Origin of the sequence: Nesterenkonia halotolerans, assembly GCF_014874065.1 — a bacterium.
Lineage (GTDB): Bacteria > Actinomycetota > Actinomycetes > Actinomycetales > Micrococcaceae > Nesterenkonia > Nesterenkonia halotolerans.
The window spans coordinates 440,900-455,695 of record NZ_JADBEE010000001.1 but is presented as its reverse complement, the minus strand read 5'-3'; the positions used below and the strand labels follow the sequence as shown (position 1 = coordinate 455,695).

The window sequence follows — 14,796 nt, the reverse complement described above, 5'->3', positions numbered from 1 at the left end:
CCGCCAGGCGGAGGCACGACAGCGGGTCCTCGTTGTGACAGGGGGATCAGTCCTGCGGAATGCCGGACTCGTAGTCTTCGGCGATCTGGGCGTTCATGGCGTCCGGATCAAGTCCGCCATTGACAAGGCCCTGCAGCCCGGCGTTGAGATCGTCGTAGAAGGTGGGGGTCGGCCAGTCCGGGTAGAACGCAAGGCCGTCACGGTCCAGGAGAGTGTTGAAGTTCTCGACCAGCGCGAGAGATTCCTCATCCGTGATGTCGGCTTCCTCGGCGGCCACTGGGACGCCTCCGCTGTTGCCCATCAGTGCCTGGATCTCGGCGCGCAGCGTGATGTCGATGAACTCGTAGGCAAGGTCCTTGTTCTGCGACGCCTCAGGCACCACCCAGAGGTTGCCGGAGGAGCCCGGGGACATTCCCTCGTTCGGGAAGAGTGCGGTCTCCCAGTCCTGGTCGACCTCTTCGAGGAACCGGCCGTACCACCAGCTCCCGGAGAAGAACATCGGATAGGTGCCGTTGATGAACGCGGTTCCTGCGTCCTCCGCGGTCAGGCCGGTGGAGTCCTCGGAGATGTAGCCATCATCCAGCCACTCGTCGAGGGTCTCGGACGCATACGCCAGCTCTGGGCCTTCGAAGTCGACCGGGTTTTCGTAGATCTGGAAGTCATTGACCCACTGCTGGTCGGCCTGTGTCAGGGCGAGCTGGTACCAGAGCTGGCCCAGCGGGTATTCGCTGGCTGCCTGCGCCAGGGGAGTGACTCCCTCGTCGACGAAGGCCTGCATCACGGACTCGAGCTCCTCCACGGTCTCTGGAACTTCCAGGCCGTATTCGTCAAGCATCTCGGTGTTGTAATACATCATCGTGAACTCGCCGTAGGTGGGGATTCCGTACCATGAGCCGGATCCCATGACCCCGTCCTCGTCGTAGCGGGAGGTGGTCTGCAGCGACTCCGCGAGCTTGGAGTCCCACCCGTATTCTTCGACGGCGCCGTCGAGGGGTTCCAGCAGACCCTGGCTGGCGAGAAGTCCAGCGGTGGCGTTGCCCTTGTTGTATTCCAAGATGTCCGGAGCTTCATCGGAGTTGATGACCTGGCTCGCGGTCTGGCGAATCTGTTCGAAGCTGCGCTCCTCGAACTCCACGGGGACGCCGGTCTCTTCCTCGAAGATCTCGATGGCGCGATCCCAGGCAATGCCCATCGCGGAGGTCTCGTTCTCGTAGTGCCAGAGCTTCAGGGACTCGCCGGCCCGGTCTTCGCCCTGAGAGCAGCCCGAGAGCATCGCGATGCTCATTGCCGTGATGCCGAGTACGCCGGCTGAACGTCGAAGTGTCATGTCTCTTTCACCTTCCACAGTGATCTGTTTGCTTGAGTTTCTAATGGTGTGTCGAAGCGTTTCGATAATGGTGACGAAAAGCTCTGAAGGAGTATGCGGGGAGCTATCTCTTATGCAGCGATCCGCGATCGATGAACTTGGGTTGCAGCAGGACCGGTTCGGCGGGCGGAAGGCCGTTGATCACGCGCATGGTCGTCTCCACGGCAACGGTGCACATCTCTTCGATGGGCAGCGAGATGCCGCTGAGCGGAATCTCGAGGGATGCGGGGTCGTAGCTCGCCGCGGCAGCAAACAGCGAGATCTGCTCCGGCACCCGGAGGTCAAGTTCACGCACGCGGCGTTCGACCTCCTCGACCACAGGTTCATTGCAGTGGAAGATGACGGCACTGAGGTCGGGGACCTGGCTCAGGAGAGCGTCGAGTGCCTTCCTGCCTGAGCCGCGCTCGAGGCCCGCCCACTGGGTGATGATCTGCACGTCGCGCTTCTTCGCCTCTTCCTGCAGAGCGGAGTCGAAGCGCTCGATGAAGCCGGAGTGGCGGTTGACGTAGCCATAGGGGTGTCCGACCAGCCCGACCGTGTGATGACCGAGCCCCGCGAGCCGCCCGATACAGTCTCGGGCCGCCGCCGCGAAGTCCAGGTCGACGTAGGCGTAGTCCTTCATCTGCTCCGGAATGCCGATGAAAGAGCCGGGAAGCTTCAGCTGGCGCAGCAGGGCCAGTCGTTCGTCACCCGTGGTGACGCCCATGCTGACGACACCATCGACGATCGAGGACGCTGCCACCCGCTTGATGCCTTTGACCTCGTCGTCAGTGGCGAGCATGACGACGTCGTAGTCGTGCTTTCTGGCGGCTCGGATGACTTCGGTGACGAAGCGCATGTGGGTGGGGAGGTGGCCGTCTTCGTGCAGCGGGGCGCTCAGCGCGATCAGATGAGTCTTGTCGCCCGCCAGCACCTTGGCCCCGAAATGGGGGTTATAGTCCAGTTCCGTGATGACGTCCATGATGCGCTGCCGAGTCTTCTCGGCGATCGAGCGCTTGCCGCTCAGTGCGTAGGACACCGTGCTGATCGAGACGCCGGCTGCGTCGGCGACATCTTTGATCGTGGCCATATAACCTCCCTCCGAGTGTGCGTGATGTAGATCATATTCGAAGCGCTTCGAGTCTGGCAATAGTTTTTGAGATCAGACGAAAGAGGCCCCGCACCAGGAGCTGGTGCGGGGCCTCTTATGCTGAGATTCAGCGGGGGATCAGACCGAGTAGTACAGCTCGAACTCGTAGGGGTTCAGCCGCAGGTTCAGCGGTGCGATCTCTTCTTCACGCTTGTATTCGATCCAAGCCTTGATCAGGTCCTCGGTGAACACGCCGCCTTCGAGCAGGAACTCGAAGTCGCCCTCGAGGGCGTCGAGTGCCTCTTCCAGCGAGCCGGGAGCCTTCTGGATATCGGCGAGCTCCTCAGCGGGCAGCTCGTAGAGATCCTTGTCCACCGGGTCAGCGGGCTCGATCCGGTTGCGGATGCCGTCCAGGCCAGCCATGAGCTGGGCTGCGAACGCCAGGTAGGGGTTCGAGGAAGGATCCGGTGCGCGGAACTCGAGGCGCTTGGCCTTCGGGTTCGAGCCGGTGATCGGGATGCGGATTGCCGCGGAGCGGTTGCCCTGCGAGTACACCATGTTGACCGGGGCCTCATAGCCCTTCACCAGGCGCTTGTAGGAGTTCACGGTCGGGTTGGTGAAGGCCAGCACTGCCGAGGCGTGCTTGAGCAGGCCGCCGATGTACCAGCGAGCGGTGTCGGAGAGGTTGGCGTAGCCCTTCTCATCGAAGAACAGCGGCTTGCCGTCGGTCCAGAGCGACTGGTGGCAGTGCATGCCGGAGCCGTTCTCGCCGAAGACCGGCTTCGGCATGAAGGTCGCGGACTTGCCGAACTGGTCCGCGGTGTTCTTCACGATGTACTTGAACTTCATCAGGTCATCGGCAGCGTGGGTCAGCGTGTTGAACTTGTAGTTGATCTCCTGCTGACCGGGGCCGGCGACCTCGTGGTGGGAGCGCTCGACCTCAAGGCCGACGGCGTCCAGCGCCACGCAGATCGCGTCGCGCAGGTCGGCGCTCTTGTCCTGCGGGCTCACGGGGAAGTAACCACCCTTGTGGCCCATCTTGTGGCCGAGGTTTCCGCCGGGGATCTCCTCAGAGGACTGCCAGGAGGCCTCATCGGAATCCAGGGAGTAGAAGGAGGCGTCGGGGCTGGACTGCCACTTCACATCGTCGAAGAGGAAGAACTCTGCCTCGGGGGCGAAGAATGCGGTGTCGGCGATGCCGGAGGCCTCGAGGTACTCCTCAGCCTTCTGCGCCACGCCGCGGGGGTCGCGGGCGTAGGGCTCACCGGTGCGCGGGTTCACGATCGAGAAGGTCATCACCAGGGTCTTCTCGGCGCGGTACTCATCGACGAAGGCGGTGGCCACATCGGGGATGAGCTGCATGTCGGATTCGGCGATGCCCTGGAATCCACGGATGGAGGAGCCGTCGAAGAGCTGCCCGTTCTCAAAGAAGTCGAGGTCAACGGTCTTGGCCGGGACATTGAAGTGGTGCTGAAGACCGGGAAGGTCGGTGAATCGAACATCGACGAATGCGATGTCCTCTTTCTCGATGAACTTCAGAACTTCATCAGGGCTTGTGAACATACGTCCGTGCTCCTCGTCAGGTGTCTGGGCTTGCGCGCGTAACAGTGGTGAACGCTCTGCTCTACGCTATGGGCCAGGCATTTCCCGGCCATCACGCAAATGTTTCGGTCATGTAACTTAACTTGCTCATGGAGCCGGTGACGAGGGCGCCTGGCCGGAGGAATAGACTGACCGGGGCCGTCGTCGCGCGGCGACATGCTCTACATCACCTTCTCATATCCCGTGCACAAGGAGACCTGTGGCGAAGAACGACGGCGCGCGCTCACCCGGAGCCGGCGCAGACCCCGGCGAGCCGCGATGGGCGGGCGAACAGCTGGGTCTGCCAGAGACCGGGCCGGGCAGCATGGCTCCCTGGAGCCAACGGATCATCGCCCTGTTCATCGATTGGGGCCTGGCCCTGCTGATCTCGCTGACCTGGTTCGATGGCAATGAACTGGTGACCCTGGGCGTCTTCGCCGCCACCGAGATCCTCTTCATCGGCCTGTTGGGCGTGACCGTGGGGAAGCGGCTGATGCGCATCCAGGTAGTGCGTGGGAACAGCATCCCGGGTCCGCTCTGGTCCACCGTCCGCACGCTGCTGCTGATGCTGATCCTTCCCGCCATCATCATGGGTTCCGACGGTCGCGGCGCTCACGATCGGGCAGCTGGCACCGTCCAGCTGCGGATGTGAGCGCGACCCCTCCTCCCCGGGTGAGTCGTCTGGTCGACCGCCCGGGACGCGGGCTGGCGGTGATCAGCGCCAGCGCGGTGAGCACTCAGTTCGGGGCCGCCGTCGGCTCGCTGGCTTTCACCGGTCTCACCCCGGTCGGTGTGGTCGCCGTGCGTCAGGTGGTCGCCTCCACAGTCCTGCTGGCACTGACGCGTCCCAGGTTCTGGCGCTTCACGCGCAGCCAGTGGTCCCCGGTGCTGCTGCTCGCGCTGTTCTTCGCCGGCATGAACACGGCGCTCTATGCCGCACTGGAGCGCGTGGGTCTCGGCACCGCCGTCACCATCGAGTTCCTGGGACCACTGGCCGTTGCGGTGCTGGCCTCCCGGCGCCTCCGCGATGGCGTCTGTGCCGTGATGGCTCTGATCGGGGTCGTGCTGCTGACCCGGCCCGGACCCACCAGCGATCTGCTCGGGCTGGGCTTCGCCGTGCTCGCGGCCGGCTGCTGGGCCGGATACATCCTGACCAATCGCGTCGTGGGTCAACGCCTCGACGGTGTCCAGGGTGTGGCGATGGGCACCGCGATCTCGGCACTGGGCCTGGTGCCGATCGCCGCCGTCGTCGTCTGGCACCTGCAGCCGCCCCTGGAGGCCTTCCTGTTCGCAGCGGTGGCCGGGGTCCTGGCCTCGGTGGTGCCGTACTCGCTGGACCTGATCGTGCTGCGGCACATCAGCCCGGTGATCTTCGGCCTCGGGATGTCCCTGCACCCGCTCTTCGCAGCTCTGATCGGCGCAGTGTTCCTTCACCAGCTGCTCCCAGCGGTGGCCTGGGTGGGAATCCTGCTGGTGGTGCTCAGCAATGCGCTGACCCTGGGCGGGGGAGAGCGCCGCCCGCGTTGAGCGGCGGATTCTACGAGTAGTTGAGTGCGTTCTAGGCCCTAGATGCTCGTAGAAGCCGCCCCCCAACGGAGAAGCCGAGAACGTGCAGCCTGCATCCTGAAAACAACTCTTTCCAGGCTGTAACCTTGAATGACCATATTGAAGGCTGTAGCCTGCTTGCATGTTCGTTCTTACCGCAGACCAGCATCGCAGCACCGAATCCGGGGAACGGGTCGATGAGCTGCTGAGTGAGCTCGCCGGCTGGAGTGCACAGTGGCGCGAGCAGATCGTGCTGCCGCTGGAGCGCACCGTGGGCGACGAGGTGCAGATCCTGCTGGGCAGCGCGGAGGCCGCCGTCGACCTGGCTCTGCAGCTGTGCCGCACGGAACAGTGGGCCGTGGGCATAGGGGCCGGCCCGGTGGATCAGCCGCTGGGTTCCAGCGCACGGGCCAGCTCCGGCGGCGCCTTCATCCATGCGCGCCACGCCGTGGAACGAGCCCGCGGTCGCACCGAACCAGTGCCTCTGGTGGTCCAGGGAGAGGACGCCGACGCCGCCGTGGCCGCCACCGCCGTGCTCCAGCTGATCGGGGGAGTCCTGCGGCGCCGCGCCGAGACCGGTTGGGAGGTCGCTGACCTCACCGCCGCAGGCCGCAGCCGCGCGGAGATCGCCGCGGCGCTGGGCATCACCGTGTCGGCCGTGAGCCAGCGCGCGCGCTCTGCCATGCTCGAGGAGGAACGACGCGCCCGCCCGGTGGTCCATGCTCTGGTCACCGCCGCAGCGGGGGAGCCCGGGTGGAGGGTCACGCCCCTGCCGGAGAAGGAGGACTGAGACCATGACGTGGCTGTGGATCACCGCCGTGGTGCTGCTGGCACTGGGAGTCTCGGCCCTGCTCGGCGCTGCCCTGGTCGGCCTGCTGCTGCGCCGGGTGGAGCCAGAGGGCTACGGTCCCGGCATCCTGCGCGGCGGAACCTGGATCGGCATCCTGGAACGCCTCGCCATCACCGGCGCGGTGTTCGCCGGCTACCCAGAGGCCATCGCGGTGGTGCTCGCGATCAAGGGGCTCGGTCGTTACCCCGAGCTGCGCGCCTGGAAGGCGGAGCACCGTGCGAAGGCCACCGAACGTTTCATCATCGGCACCCTGGCAAGCTACATCTGGGCCGGAGCGGTCGGACTCATCGGGGTGGCAGTGCTCGCCGCGATCAGCTGACTCGCACCTCTGGCGACCCTCATGATCAGTTGAGGCACATCAGCTGATGATGATGCCCGCTGACTGGTGCTCGGAAAGCCGAGTCTCGATGCTGCGGGCCAGCGCGAGCGCCGTCGAAGGAGCCAGGTGCAGATTCAGCGCAGGCTCGAAGAGCTCGGCCTCCAGCAGCACGGTGCCGAACTCCGCGGAATCCACCAGATCGACTCGACCGTAGAGCGGCATGGGCGTCTCGGTGCGCCGTCCCGCGGCCGCCAGCACACGCTCCCCGAAGTCCACCTCGGTCGCGGTGGCCTCCACCAGCTGCGGATCTTCCTGGTAGCTGCCCCCACGCAGTCCGCCGCCGCGAGCCAGCAGCGCCCCCTTGGCGATGGAGTGCGTGTGATGCCCGTCGATGAAGTACAGCGCCTTCTCCCGGCCCTCGCTGAGCTCTGGGATCTCGGGCTGAATCATGACCGTCAGACCGCGGGCCAGAATTCGCTCACCCAGGGCCATCGCCGCGGCGGAGTCCGCGCGCAGCAGCCCGGTGTCGAAGGACCCGGCGGAGATGGTCGGCTTGATCACGACCCATCCCTCGACGTGGGTGGCCAGGCCGCGGCGGAGTGCTGCGTCGTCGTCGGCCCACTGGGTGGGCACGGCGGCGATCCCCTCGGTCTCGAGCTCGCGCAGGTAGACCTTGTCCAGGTTCCAGCGGATCAGCGCCGGAGAGTTGAGCACCTGGACCTGCTCCTCAGCCCGGTCCAGCCAGCGCAGGAACTCTGCGGGGCGCGAGGAGTAGTTCCACGGGGTGCGGATGACCAACAGGTCATACTCCGGGTGAGGGGTCCACTCGTGCCAGATGACCGGCTCGGCCGCGATCCCGAGCAGCTGCAGCTGCGCGATCAGCGGAGCGGTGTCCCGGTCGGGAGCTTCCGAGTAGTCATCGGTGACCACGATCCCGACCCGGCGCGGCTCCGGGGTCGGGACCAGCGCATGCTCGGCGAGCCAGCGGAAGCGCTCGACGACGATGAGGTCCCGCTGGTCCCATCGCTCCTCGCTGAGCTCGCCCGTGCTGCGCCAGAAACGCTCATGCGCTTCGCGCCAGGTCTGCACAGAGTCGAATCCCTCACCCTCACCGCGGGCGATCTCCTGGGTGATCTCCCCCAGCGGCACCAGCGTCACGTCCACCACCTCGACGACGCCGAGGCTCTCGTCCCCGTGGCCCACGAGGCGCTGGAGCCCCGGGACGGGCAGCGGCTCGGAATCCGCCAGGTAGGAACGATGCAGGCTCGTGGTGATGGTCTTCACCCCGGCGATGACGGCCGTGGTCAGCGCCGTGCGAAGCTCGCCGTCGCCAAGCTCCATGGCGGGGAGGTCACGGATGTTCGCAGGGGTCATGGCTTCATGCTGCCTGTGCTCTGGTAGTTGCCGTGCCAGCTCAGGGCCTCGCTCAGCAGATGCGGGGTGTGCCGGCCGCGCGGGTTCTGCGCCAGGGCGCGGTCGAAGTAGTCCTGCAGCAGGTCCTGGTAATCCGGGTGGGCGCAGTTGGCGATGATGGTGCGGGCACGGGCCGCAGGGGAGAGGCCGCGGAGGTCCGCGAGACCCTGCTCTGTGACCAGGATCTGGGTGTCATGCTCGGTGTGATCGATGTGGCTGGCGAAGGGCACGATCGAGGAGATCGCCCCGCCCTTGGCCACCGAGCCTGAGACGAAGAAGTTCAGATAGGCGTTGCGGGCGAAGTCACCGGAGCCGCCGATGCCGTTGATAATGGAGCTGCCCATGACGTGGGTGGAGTTCACGTTGCCGTAGATGTCAGCCTCCACCATGCCGTTGATGGAGATCACGCCGAGGCGCCGGATGGCCTCCGGGTGGTTGGAGACCTCCTGGGTGCGCAGCAGGATCCTTCCCTTGTACTCCTCAGCGCGGGCGTTGAACTGTTCGGCCCGCTCCGCGGAGAGGGAGAAAGAGGTGGCGGAGACGGCGGTGAGCTTGCCGGTGTCGATCAGATCCAGCATGCCGTCCTGGATGACCTCGGTGTAGGCCAGCAGGTCCTCGAACTCGCTGTGTGCCAGCTCGGCCATCACCGCGTTGGCCACGTTGCCGATCCCTGACTGCAGCGGCAGAAGATTCTTCGGCAGCCGGCCATGGTTGATCTCATGGCGCAGGAAGTCCACCACATGCGAGGCCATCGTTTTGGATGCCTCGTCGGCGGGCTTGAAGGGCAGGTTCCGGTCCGGGGCGTCGGTCTGCACCACCGCGACGACCTTCTCCGGGTCGACGCGCAGGTATGGGTCACCGATGCGCTGCAGCGGATCGGTCAGCTGGATGGGGCGGCGCTCCGGGGGCAGCTTGGTGCCGTAATAGATGTCGTGGAAGCCCTCATAGGCGCGCGGATGCCAGTCGTTGACCTCGAGGATGACCTTGTCGGCGAGCTGGAGCCACGTCTTGTTGTTGCCCACCGAGCTGCCGGGGACCAGGAGCCCGTTGGGCAGGATCGCGGCGACCTCGATGACGGCGACGTTGAGGTTGCCGTAGAAGCCGAACCAGGCCTGCTGAGCAGAGTGGCTCAGGTGGGTGTCCACGTATTCGGTCTCACCGGTGTTGATGGCCTCGCGCAGGCTGGGATCCGACTGGAAGGGCAGTCGCTTGCGGATGGCACCGGCCTCGGCGAGCACGCCGTCCAGCTCGGGGGCGGTGGAGGCGCCCGTCCACAGGTCGATACCGAAGTCCTCGCCACGATCGTGGGCGTCCTTGACCCGCTCCGCCAGGGCGGCGGGCACCGCCTTGGGGTACCCGGCGCCGGTGAACCCGCTCATGCCGACCCGGTCGCCATCGTGGATGTGGGTGGCGGCCTCGGCGGCCGTGGTGACCTTGGTGGCCAGCGTGGGGCAGGTGATTCGACTCGGAACGGCACTCATTTTCCCAGCCTAGGCGACCGGTGACCCTGCTGCGATTCAGCGACTCCGGGCTACGCTACGTGTCATGGCACCGCGTGGAGTTCCTCCGGCGAGATGCTCCAGACCGCATGTGAGTCCTCATGGAAGGAACACCATGGACACCTTCGAGTCCTATCCGGTTCGAGACACCTATCGGCTGATCGAGCCGGGGCCCACGGTGCTGATCTCCACCTCCGATGGCGACCGTGACAATCTCATGACCAACGCGTTCAACATGCCGGTTCGTCACGACGGGATTCTGGCGGTGGTCGTGGGCACCTGGGACGCCAGCTTCGCCACGCTGCAGAAGAGCCGGCAATGCGTCATCGGGGTTCCCGGGGCTGAGCTCATGCAGACCACTGTGGAGGTGGGGAACTGCTCCGGGGATGACCTGGACAAGTGGGAGCATTTCGGGCTGACCCGGGTGCCCGGAATCAGCGTGGCGGCACCGCTGATCGGGGAGTGTGTGGCGAATATCGAGTGCAAGGTCGAGGACGACTCCCTGGTGGAGGACTACTCGCTGTGGCTGCTGCGCGCCACGGCCGCCTGGATCAGACCGGGCGCCGAGTTGACCAGCGAGTTTCACCACCGCGGGAATGGCACCTTCTCCACCAACGGTGAGCTCCACGATCTGCGCGAGCACATGACCAAGTGGAAGTACTTCTCGAACTGACCCGCCGGGTGAAGGCGCCCACGGGGTTTGCGGTGCCCTTTGAGTGCTCTGCGCTCAGTGCGCCCCGACCTTCCGAGCAGCCTCCACTGCGGCCTCGGCGCCGTCATGCCAGGCCTCCCCGTGTCCGGGCAGCACATGCTGGGCCTCGGTGAGCGCGACGGCCCGCAGCGAGTCCATGGCGTCGGCGGTGTTCTTCGTCGCCGCGCCGGCCACGATCTGCGGCCCGGTCTGGGCTGTGTAGGGGTCGAGAGTGACGAGCGCGTCGCCGGTGAACACAGCGCGGCGATCCGGCAGGTGCAGGATGCAGTGCCCGTCGGTGTGTCCCGGGGTATGCACGGGGACCGGGCTGCCTGGGATCTCGAGCATCACACCGTCAGGCATGAGCTGCATCCCGTGCACCCCTTTGACGTTGAGGGCTCCAGAGACTGCCATCTTCCCCAGCAGCGGCAGCGACCGCGGATGCGTGAAGGGGTGGAGGAGCCGGTTGCGCTCGGTGGCGTAGCGGTATGGGTGAGCGGCGAGCCATGCGTCCTGGTGATGCACGATCACCGGGATGCCGAGGCTCTGCTGGGCCCGCAGCGCGAATCCCATGTGGTCGAAGTGCGCGTGGGTCAGCACCAGCGCCTGGACCTCATGGGGCATGCGGCGGCGGGTCTTCAAGATCTCCATGACGCCTTCCCACATCCGCGGGAGCCCGGCGTCGACCAGGGTGATGCCCTCCTGGTCCTCGATGACGTAGCAGTTCACATTCGCTTCGGAGACCCGATGAATGCCTGGGGCGACGTCAAGCGTGATCATGGGGCAGACTCCATTCGGTCGACGAGCACGGGGATTAAACCAATCCTGGGGGTCCTGGACTGCTTGGTCAAGCAGGCCACCGCGGCCGGTGTGACGTCCGGTGCCTGCCTGGATCCGTGCTCAGACAGAAATGGCCCCCGTCCCTGGAGGAACGAGGGCCATCTGCTGAAGAGCTGCGGTCAGCGCGCTGGGCGCTGGGACCGTCCGGCCGAGCTGGACCCGCCGCGCGGGGCGCCGCTGCGCCCGCCGCGTGAGGGTCCACCCTGACCGCCGCGGGACTGTCCACCGGAACCACCCTGACCGCCGCGGGAGGATCCGCCGCGTCCGCCGCGAGCCGGACCGGCACCGCGGGAAGAGGGAGGACCGGAGCGACGGCGGGGCTGCTGCTGCTGCACGGCTGCGCGGGGGGAGGGCTTCACGAACGGCGCGGTCTCACCGACCAGATCGCTGACGGCCTCGGACTCGCTGTTGACCCGGACCGGGTGCACGGCGATGGCAGCCTTGCGCAGCAGGGCCTGGGTGTCGCGGCGCTGCTCGGGGAGCATCACCGTGACCACGTCACCGGCGCTGCCGGCGCGCGCGGTGCGGCCCGAGCGGTGCAGGTACGCCTTGTGCTCGGCCGGCGGATCCACGTGGACCACGAGTTCCACGGAATCCACGTGGACGCCGCGGGCGGCGACATCGGTGGCCACCAGGACCTTGATGTCACCCTCGCCGAAGGCTGCCAGGTTGCGATCTCGCTGGGACTGGGACAGGTTGCCGTGCAGGTCCACCGCGGGGGTGCCCTGCTCGGTCAGCTGCTTGGCCAGCTTCTTGGCCTGGTGCTTGGTGCGGGTGAAGAGGATGCGACGGCCGGTGCCGGAGGCGAGCTGCTTGACCAGGTCACGCTTGTCGTCGTTGTTGACCTCGAACACGTGGTGGGTCATCGCGGAGACGTGGGAGGTGGCCTCGTCCACGGAGTGCAGCACCTCGTTGTTGAGGAAGCGCTTGACCAGCTTGTCCACGCCGTTGTCCAGGGTGGCGGAGAAGAAGAGGCGCTGTCCCTGGGAGCCGGTCTTCTCCAGCAGGCGGGTGACCACGGGCAGGAAGCCGAGGTCGGCCATGTGATCGGCCTCGTCCAGCACGGTGATCTCCACGGACTCGAGGCTCAGCGCGCGCTGGTTCAGCAGATCCTCGAGGCGACCGGGGCAGGCCACCACGATGTCCACGCCGGACTTCAGCGCGTTGATCTGGCGTGAGGCTGTCACACCGCCGAAGACGGTGGTGGTCTTCAGGTTGTATGAGGCGGCCAACGGTTCCAGCACAGCGTTGATCTGGGTGGCGAGCTCACGGGTGGGTGCCAGCACGAGGCCGAGCGGGCGGCCCGGACGACGGCGCTTGGCCGCATCCTTCTCGCCGAGTCGGGCGACCATCGGGATGGAGAAGGCGAGGGTCTTGCCGGAGCCGGTCTTGCCGCGGCCGAGGACGTCGCGTCCGTTCAGCGTGTCGGCGAGGGTCTGCTGCTGGATGGCGAAAGCGTCAATCTTGCCGTCTGCAGCGAGTGCGCGCACCAGCGGTGCGGGGACGTTGAGATCGGCGAAGGTCTGGGTCTCAGAAATGGCGGGAGCCTTTCGGAAAGCGCAAGACGCAGAGAAGGCAGGGGTCACCGGCCGGGAACTGGTCTGGCAAAGGGCGAAGGCATCGGTTGATGCACTCGGTCGCCGCGAGAAAATCACTGCTGAAACGTGGGCCGGTGGAACGGCACGGCCCCGTTGATCAAGGCGTTCTTACGACGCAGGCAACCACACGAGGTGGGCACCAGGTTCTCCACTATACCTGTTCAGAGGCTCAGCCCTAATGTCAGCCCTTGCCGCTGATCTGGCTGTAGTGCGCCAGGGCCTCCTCGCGAGAAGCTTTCAGATCGATGATCGGGGTGGGGTAGTCCGGTGTGTTCAACTCTGGAATCCACGCGTTGATATAGCGCCCCTTCGGGTCGAAGCGGTCGCGCTGGCGCTCCGGGTTGAAGATCCGGAAGTACGGTGCGGCGTCCATCCCGCTCCCGGCCACCCACTGCCAGTTGGCGGGGTTGGATGCGGCGTCGGCGTCGACCAGGGTGTCCCAGAACCAGGCTTCGCCCTCACGCCAGTCGATGCCGAGGTTCTTGATCAGGAGGCTTGCCGAGGCCATGCGCACCCGGTTGTGCATATGCCCGGTCTCCCAGAGCTGACGCTGACCTGCATCGACCCAGGGGAAGCCGGTGCGTCCCTTTGCCCAGGCCTGAAACTCCTCGGGCGATTCGCTGCGGGACTTCCAGGGGTAGGCGTCGAACTGGGAGCGAAGATTGGTGTGCGGCAGGTGAGGGAAGTGGAAGAGCAGGTGCCAGCAGAACTCTCGCCAGCCGATCTCGGAGAGGAAGGTGCTCACCGAGTCGGGGCTCTGCTGGTGGGCGGCTTCCCAGACCTGGCGTGGGCTGAGCTGGCCGAAGCGCAGGTAGGGGGAGAGCCGCGAGGTGTCATCATCGGCGGGAACATCGCGGGCGTCGTCGTAGTCCTGCACCTGGGTCTCGAGGAAGTCGTGCAGACGCTCCTGGCCGCCGGCCTCGGTGGGGGTCCAGGTGCTGCGCAGTCCTGACGCCCAGTCCGGGCGGGTCGGCAGCAGCTCCCACTCCTCGAGTGTCTCTGTGCCCAGGCGGGCGTGCGGCAGCGAGTCCTCGGCGGCCTCCAGACTGCCCAGGGCCGCCGGTCGGTCCCGCGTGGGTCCGGGGTCGCGCACGCTGATCTGGCGCCAGAACGGGGTGTAGACCTTATAGGGCCCGCCGGTGTTGGTCTGCACGGTCCAGGGCTCGTGCAGCAGGGAGGCGTTGAAGCTCTCCACCTCGATGCCGCGCTCGGGCAGCGCGGCCTTGATGCTGGCATCGACCTCGCGTTCCGGGCCGCCGTAGCGCCGGGACCAGTGCACCCGCTGCGCACCGAGCTCGCCGCTGAGCTCGCGCAGGATCTGCCCCGGGTCACCGCTGCGCAGCAGCAGCGGGATGCCCAGCTCGGCGAGGTTCTGCTGCAGGGAGTCCAGCGCGTGGTGCAGCCACCACTTCGCCGCACCCCCGAGGGTCCTGACACCGGGGCTGACCTCGTCCAGGATATAGAGTGCGACGACGTCGCCCGGCCGCTCTGCGCGACGGCAGGCCTCCGCGAGCGCCTCGTGGTCTGCCGTGCGGAGATCGTCGCGGAACCAGACGAGGGTGCGGGTCATGAGTGCCTTTCAGTGAAGCGATGCCGCCGGCGCGGCCGTCCTGGCTGGCACAGTAGCAGGAGTAGACGTTCAGAAACTGGGCCGGTGAAGGAGATGTCGATGGCGGAGGACGCTGAACCTGCTGAGAGTGCGGAGGAGGAGTCCGCGCGCTGGCTGGTGATCAAGGGGCGACGCTGGCGGCGCGCAGACCCCGCGCTCCCGGCAGAGCTCGAAGCGAAGCTGAAGTCCCATCTGGGGCGGGGCAGGTCCGCTGTGGGAGCCGGGAAGAAGACCGGCGACGACGAGCGGGTCGCCCGCGCGCGGAAAAGGGTGAACCTCGCCAAGACCGGCCTGGGGGAGCGCGGTCCCTACTGGTGGGAGCGAGACGAGTCAGCGCGGCTCGAGGCGGCGCGCGCCGCTGTGGCGGAGCTCGACGGGCTCCCCGAGTGAACCTGTATGGCTTCCGCGTCTAGCAT

At 66.4% G+C, this 14,796-nt stretch carries 14 protein-coding genes; 6 read left to right on the top strand and 8 right to left on the bottom strand.

Annotated features, from left to right (window positions below; translation table 11 throughout):
• Positions 1-46: 46 nt before the first annotated feature.
• The 3 genes from H4W26_RS02040 to glnA form a co-directional block, all read right to left on the bottom strand.
• Entirely contained in the window at positions 47-1,327 is a 1,281-nt protein-coding gene (locus tag H4W26_RS02040; protein WP_192590511.1) for an ABC transporter substrate-binding protein, read from the bottom strand.
• A 103-nt stretch (positions 1,328-1,430) separates the two neighbouring features.
• Positions 1,431-2,435 (bottom strand): LacI family DNA-binding transcriptional regulator, encoded by a 1,005-nt coding sequence (locus H4W26_RS02035; RefSeq protein WP_192590510.1) that lies wholly within the window; start codon positions 2,433-2,435, stop codon positions 1,431-1,433.
• A 138-nt stretch (positions 2,436-2,573) separates the two neighbouring features.
• The gene (gene glnA, locus H4W26_RS02030) at positions 2,574-3,998 is read right to left on the bottom strand and encodes a type I glutamate--ammonia ligase (RefSeq protein WP_192590509.1); all 1,425 of its coding nucleotides are present in this window, start codon (positions 3,996-3,998) and stop codon (positions 2,574-2,576) included.
• A 238-nt stretch (positions 3,999-4,236) separates the two neighbouring features.
• On the opposite strand from glnA, the gene H4W26_RS02025 reads away from it, so the two are divergent.
• The 4 genes from H4W26_RS02025 to H4W26_RS02010 all read left to right on the top strand — a co-directional run bounded on the left by H4W26_RS02025 (position 4,237) and on the right by H4W26_RS02010 (position 6,730).
• Complete coding sequence (locus H4W26_RS02025; protein ID WP_192590508.1) at positions 4,237-4,668, top strand: RDD family protein; 432 nt, start codon at positions 4,237-4,239, stop codon at positions 4,666-4,668.
• Positions 4,665-5,543 carry an EamA family transporter gene (locus H4W26_RS02020; RefSeq protein WP_318779738.1) on the top strand — a complete coding sequence of 293 codons (879 nt, stop codon included), beginning with the start codon at positions 4,665-4,667 and terminating at the stop codon, positions 5,541-5,543. Before H4W26_RS02025 ends, H4W26_RS02020 begins: the two co-directional genes overlap by 4 nt.
• Before the next feature lie 160 nt (positions 5,544-5,703).
• Positions 5,704-6,351: a hypothetical protein gene (locus tag H4W26_RS02015; protein WP_192590507.1), complete on the top strand. Its 648-nt coding sequence runs from the start codon at positions 5,704-5,706 to the stop codon at positions 6,349-6,351.
• Between the two features lie 4 nt (positions 6,352-6,355).
• The gene (locus H4W26_RS02010) at positions 6,356-6,730 is read left to right on the top strand and encodes a hypothetical protein (protein WP_192590506.1); all 375 of its coding nucleotides are present in this window, start codon (positions 6,356-6,358) and stop codon (positions 6,728-6,730) included.
• 39 nt (positions 6,731-6,769) lie between these two features.
• On the opposite strand, the gene H4W26_RS02005 is transcribed toward H4W26_RS02010, so the two are convergent.
• Positions 6,770-8,104, bottom strand: a complete 1,335-nt coding sequence (locus tag H4W26_RS02005) for an ASCH domain-containing protein (protein ID WP_192590505.1) — start codon at positions 8,102-8,104, stop codon at positions 6,770-6,772.
• Positions 8,101-9,624, bottom strand: a complete 1,524-nt coding sequence (locus tag H4W26_RS02000) for an acetyl-CoA hydrolase/transferase family protein (RefSeq protein ID WP_192590504.1) — start codon at positions 9,622-9,624, stop codon at positions 8,101-8,103. The genes H4W26_RS02005 and H4W26_RS02000 overlap by 4 nt, the downstream gene beginning before the upstream one ends.
• 133 nt (positions 9,625-9,757) lie before the next feature.
• Here H4W26_RS02000 and H4W26_RS01995 point away from each other — a divergent pair, with 133 nt between their 5' ends.
• Positions 9,758-10,315 carry a flavin reductase family protein gene (locus H4W26_RS01995; protein ID WP_192590503.1) on the top strand — a complete coding sequence of 186 codons (558 nt, stop codon included), beginning with the start codon at positions 9,758-9,760 and terminating at the stop codon, positions 10,313-10,315.
• Positions 10,316-10,369: 54 nt separating this feature from the next.
• On the opposite strand, the gene H4W26_RS01990 is transcribed toward H4W26_RS01995, so the two are convergent.
• The 3 genes from H4W26_RS01990 to H4W26_RS01980 form a co-directional block, all read right to left on the bottom strand.
• Positions 10,370-11,113, bottom strand: coding sequence for an MBL fold metallo-hydrolase (locus H4W26_RS01990; protein WP_192590502.1), 744 nt, complete (start codon positions 11,111-11,113; stop codon positions 10,370-10,372).
• Between the two features lie 179 nt (positions 11,114-11,292).
• Complete coding sequence (locus H4W26_RS01985) at positions 11,293-12,663, bottom strand: DEAD/DEAH box helicase (protein WP_318779737.1); 1,371 nt, start codon at positions 12,661-12,663, stop codon at positions 11,293-11,295.
• A 289-nt stretch (positions 12,664-12,952) separates the two neighbouring features.
• A complete protein-coding gene (locus tag H4W26_RS01980) occupies positions 12,953-14,341 on the bottom strand; it encodes a cryptochrome/photolyase family protein (RefSeq protein WP_192590501.1) in 1,389 nt (462 codons plus the stop codon).
• 99 nt (positions 14,342-14,440) lie between these two features.
• On the opposite strand from H4W26_RS01980, the gene H4W26_RS01975 reads away from it, so the two are divergent.
• On the top strand, positions 14,441-14,770 hold the full coding sequence (locus H4W26_RS01975) for a biopolymer transporter Tol (RefSeq protein WP_192590500.1): 330 nt from the start codon (positions 14,441-14,443) through the stop codon (positions 14,768-14,770).
• Positions 14,771-14,796: the final 26 nt, after the last annotated feature.